We start from the raw sequence: 5108 nt of genomic DNA on the forward strand, positions 1-5108 counted from the left end.
GAATGAGATCGACCGGGGACACTTGTAGTGCGCCAGCCGCTCTCGCAGCCAGGTGACCAGCTCATCGGCGAACTCGGCGGTCGCGTCCGCCGGATCGACGGTTTGCACCGCGGCTTTGACGCTTTGGCCCATTTCTTCGTCGGGAATGCCAAACACCGCTGCGTCCAGCACCTTTGGATGGGTGATGAGCAGGTTTTCGGCTTCCTGCGGATAGATGTTCACGCCACCGGAGATGATCATGTGGTGGCGGCGGTCGGTCAGGAACAGATAGCCGTCTTCGTCGACGTAGCCGACGTCGCCGACCGTCGTCCAGCCGTGCTTGTCGCGGGAGGCCGCGGTCTTCGCCGTGTCGTTGAGGTATTCGAAGGAAAAGCCCCCCTCGAAATAGATTTCGCCAGGTTGGCCGGGCGGCAACTCGTTGCCGTCCTCGTCGAGGATGTGCAGTTGGCAGTTCATCGGTTTGCCCACCGAGCCTGGGTGGGCGAGCCACTCGTCCGCGCTGATCAATGTTGATCCGATGGCCTCTGACGAGGCGTAGTACTCGTCGACGATCGGTCCCCACCACTCGATCATCTGCTTCTTGATCTCCACCGGACACGGCGCGGCGGCGTGCATCACCCGTTCCAGGCTGGACAGATCGAACGAGTTGCGCTTCGCTTCAGGCAGTTTCAGCATCCGAGTGAACATGACCGGCACGAACTGTCCGTGCGTGACCCGGTGGCGCTGGATGGCATCCAGACAGCCTTCGGGGTCGAACTTCTCCAGGACCACCGTGGTGATGCCGCCGGCCTGCACCGTCATCGACCACACCGACGGCGCGGTGTGATACAGCGGCGCCGGGCTGATATAGACCGCATCCGGGTGCATCCAAAACCCGACCAGCGCCGACATCATGCCCGGCGCCTCCGCGGGCGAGACGTGCGGCAGCTCCCGCTTGATGCCCTTCGGCCGGCCGGTGGTGCCCGAAGAGTACTGCAGCAGATCACCTTCGACCTCGTCGTTGATCTGTGTATCCGGTTGATCTGCAACGCATTCCGGGTAGCGCCGCCAACCGTCGAGGTCATCATCGGCGATCATCAACAGCGCGGGCAGGCCGTCGGGCAGTTGCTCGGCCAGGTTCTCGCAGGTCTTGCGCAGCGCGGCGGAGCCGATGATCGCCTTGGCGGCGCTGTTGTCGATGATGTACGCCGCCTCCGGCGCGGTCAGGTGCGTGTTGATCGGCACGTAGTACAGCCCAGCCCGGCGAGCCGCCCACATGACCGCGTGAATGTGCTCGTTGTTCTCCATCAGAATCGCGACCGCGTCGCCTTCGACCAGACCGGCCTGACGGAAGTAGTGCGCCAGCCGATTGGCGCGGCCTTCCAGCTCGTCGAAGGTGATCACCGTGCCGGACGGGTGAAAAATGATCGCGGGTTTGTCGACCGCGCCGTGACCGGAGGTGTGCTGGCGAATCTGCATGGGCAGACTGTACCGCCGCGAAACTTGACAGCTGTCAAGAGGGCGCTACCCGCGCTGTCGCTAGCTCTCGAGCACCGGTTCGGGCTCGTGGTGCGGATGACCGCCGTGACGCTTGGCCTTACCGGCGAACGGAGCGGCCAGCGTCGGCAGCAGCTGGCGGCGATTGCTCACCAGCGCGACCAGCGCCACCACCGCGTACACAGTGCTGATGGCGAAGCGCCCTTCGGTCGAGGTGAGCGGGAACTGCACGGCGAACAATCCGAGCAACAGCCACGCGGCCCAACGCTGGAACCGCAGACCGAGCAACAGCGTGACGCCCATCAATGTCTGGGCGGCGGTGAGCACGATCTCCTCGATCTGGCGGCTGTCCAGGTGCATCTCGGCGCCACCGCCGCCGAGCATGAACGCCACCGGCAACGACCCGATCAGCAGGGTCCACTGGTTCACCTTCGCCGAGACCAGCGTCGAAATCGCGGCGCCGCCCTTGCCCCTGGCGGCGAAGATCGTGGCGATGATGAACTCCGGCGCCTCCGACGCCAGCGGAGCCAGCCACTGCACGAGCAGGAAGCGGTCGATACCCAGTTTTGTGCCTGCGCCGATCAGGTTGTCGGCAAAGGGTTTTGCGCATGTCACGATCACCGAGGCCGCAAAGATGAACAGTGCAGCCACCGCGATCCGCCGCGCCCGGTCGGGAAGCGCGCCCAGCGCGGCAGCGGTGCCGACCAGCTCGGGCTCCTCGACCTCGCCGCGGCTCAGCTTGTAGAGGTAGAAGCCGAACCAGGCCAGTAGCGCCACACCGAAGGCGATGTGGATGCGACCCGTCACCGGAATGACGAAGGCGACCACTCCGGCGACCATCAGGAAGCCGATCTCCACCCGGTTGCTGGCGTCCAGGTCCAGTCCGCCGACTCTGCGGCCGGTGGCCCGGCGCGCCACCAGCACGCTCACCAAGACGACAACCGGCCATCCGAGACCCATCAGCAGCCGATTCGAGCCGGTCATGTTCGCCGCCGCGTACTGCGTGTAGGCGGGCACGTGGCCGGCGGTATAGGCGTAATACAGGTCGACGGCGTACTCGGGAAGCACGGCGATGACGGCCAGCACGGCGACGGCCAGGCTGCCCGACACGTCGATCTGCGCGGCTTCCGCAGCCCATGCCAACACAAAGCTGGCGCCGACGACGGCGCCACCGTAGACGAGCAGACCCAGCACGGGCTCTGGTTCCACACCGAGGATCCGCAGCACCAGAGCGGGGCAGATGACGACGCCGACAATTGCAAGTGAGCGGAACAAGGTCCGCGACCGGGCACCGGACGCCGTTACAGCGGATGCGGTGGTCGTCACGTCGTCAAGATACCCGCCCAGTACCCATCCAGCAACATAGCCAGGCTACTGAATGAATGCGACGTCCAACTAAAATTTGCTGGTCAGCAGGGTCGTATCCGAGAGTTCGGCCAACCGATCATTTGGATGTGGCTACCCTGCCGTAGCCGCGGGCGCGCTTAGTCGGACTCGGCCAGACGCTGCTTGAGCGCCTCGAACTCGTCCCGGACGCCGGTGGGCAGTTTGTCGCCGACGAACTCGAACCACTCTTCGATCAGCGGCAACTCTTGGCGCCACTCGGCGGCATTGACCGCCAGCGCGCGGTCGACATCGGAGGCGTCGACGTCGAGGCCGTCAAGGTCGAGGTCGTCGGTGGTGGGAACGACGCCGATCGGCGTCTCCTGGCCACCCGCCTGGTGCTCGATGCGGTCGACGATCCACTTCAGCACGCGGCTGTTCTCACCGAAGCCCGGCCAGAGGAACTTGCCGCCCTCGCCGCGACGGAACCAGTTGACGAAGAACACCTTCGGCAGCTTGGACTCGTCAGAGTTCTTGCCGAGGTCGATCCAGTGCTGGAAGTAGTCACCGACGTTGTAGCCGAGGAACGGCAGCATGGCCATCGGGTCGCGGCGCACCGCGCCGACCTTGCCCTCGGCCGCAGCGGTCTGCTCGCTGCCCATGGTGGCTCCCATGAACACACCGTGCTGCCAGTCGCGGGCCTCGGTCACCAGCGGCACCGTGGTCTTGCGGCGCGCACCGAACAGAATGCCCGAGATCGGCACGCCCTGCGGGTCGTCCCACTCCGGCGCCAGGATCGGGCACTGCGACATCGGGGTGCAGTACCGCGAGTTCGGGTGTGCGGCCTTGGTTTCCGTCTCGCGAAGGAGCCAGTCGTTGCCCTTCCAGTCGATCAGGTGGTCCGGCTCGCCCTCCAAGCCTTCCCACCACACGTCGCCGTCGTCGGTCAGCGCCACGTTGGTGAAGACGGTGTTGCCGCCCTCGATGGTGCGCATCGCGTTCGGGTTGGACTTCCAGTTGGTACCGGGCGCGACGCCGAAGAAGCCGAACTCCGGGTTGACGGCGTACAGGCGACCGTCCTTGCCGAACCGCATCCAGGCGATGTCGTCACCGAGGGTCTCGGCGCGCCAGCCCGGGATCGTGGGCTGCAGCATGGCTAGGTTCGTCTTGCCACAGGCCGACGGGAACGCGGCGGCGAAGTAGTACGCCTTGTTCTCCGGCGAGATGAGCTTGAGGATCAGCATGTGCTCGGCGAGCCAGCCCTCGTCGTGGGCCATCGCCGACGCGATCCGCAGTGAATAGCATTTCTTGCCCAGCAGCGCATTACCGCCGTAGCCGGAACCGAAGCTCCAGATTTCGCGGGTCTCCGGAAAGTGCGTGATGTATTTGGTGTCGTTGCAGGGCCACGGGACATCTTTTTGCCCCGGCTCCAGCGGCGCACCGATCGAGTGCAATGCCTTCACGAAAAAGCCGTCGTCGCCGAGCTTTTCCAGCGCGGCCTTGCCCATTCGCGTCATCACCTTCATCGAGGCGACCACGTATTCGGAGTCGGTGATCTCCACGCCGAGCTTCGGGTCGTCGGCACCGAGCGGGCCCATGCAGAACGGAACGACCCACATAGTGCGACCGCGCATGCAGCCGCGGTACAGCTCGGTCATGGTGGCCCGCATCTCGGCCGGCGGCTTCCAGTTGTTAGTCGGGCCTGCGTCGACCTCGCGCTCCGAGCAGATGAAGGTCCGCGACTCGACCCGCGCCACATCGGACGGGTCCGACAGCGCCAGGTAGGAGTTCTTGTGCTTCTTCTCGTTGAGCTTGGTGAAGGTGCCGGCCTCGACCAGCTGGTCGGCGAGCCGCTGCCACTCTTCGTCGGAGCCGTCCGCGAAGACAACCCGGTCCGGCTGGGTCAGCTCGGCGACCTCCTCCACCCAGGACAGCAGCCCCTGGTGGTTCGTCGGGGCAGTGTCCAGACCAGGAACGGTCGCTGAAGTCATCAAAATCTCCTGCAGTCGCTTTGTGCGTGTTGCGCGGCTAGTTTGCGGCGGCCTCTACACAGGTTATCGCGAGGTGTATACCCATAAAAAGTCGAGGCCGTATCGGTTAACTCACAGGAACGATTCAGAACACGTTATCGGCGGTATTTGTCGGCGAACTTTCGTCAATTTCCTGGTCGTCGCCGGAAGGCACCGCAGTCTCGGACGCTGCGCCCGCGTCGTCGGACGGGGTATCGGCGTCCTCGCCGGGGCCGGCGGCTTCGCCGAGTTGCGCCCGCACCGCCTCGAGAACGGCCCGCAGGGTCGGCATCTCCCGCC

3 protein-coding genes and 1 pseudogene are annotated in these 5108 nt (G+C 65.1%); all 4 read right to left on the minus strand.

Annotated features, from left to right (window positions below):
* A partial coding sequence (fadD4, locus tag WAN02_RS08880) for a fatty-acid--CoA ligase FadD4 (RefSeq protein WP_422263787.1) occupies positions 1 to 1458 on the minus strand: 1458 nt, incomplete at its 3' end.
* A 60-nt stretch (positions 1459 to 1518) separates the two neighbouring features.
* A complete protein-coding gene (locus tag WAN02_RS08885; protein ID WP_422263788.1) occupies positions 1519 to 2802 on the minus strand; it encodes a sodium:proton exchanger in 1284 nt (427 codons plus the stop codon).
* 158 nt (positions 2803 to 2960) lie between these two features.
* Positions 2961 to 4790, minus strand: a complete 1830-nt coding sequence (locus WAN02_RS08890) for a phosphoenolpyruvate carboxykinase (GTP) (protein WP_422263789.1) — start codon at positions 4788 to 4790, stop codon at positions 2961 to 2963.
* 124 nt (positions 4791 to 4914) lie between these two features.
* Positions 4915 to 5108 (minus strand): annotated as a pseudogene (locus tag WAN02_RS08895) (hypothetical protein); the annotation flags it as partial.

The organism is Mycobacterium sp., from assembly GCF_049281135.1.
GTDB lineage: Bacteria > Actinomycetota > Actinomycetes > Mycobacteriales > Mycobacteriaceae > Mycobacterium.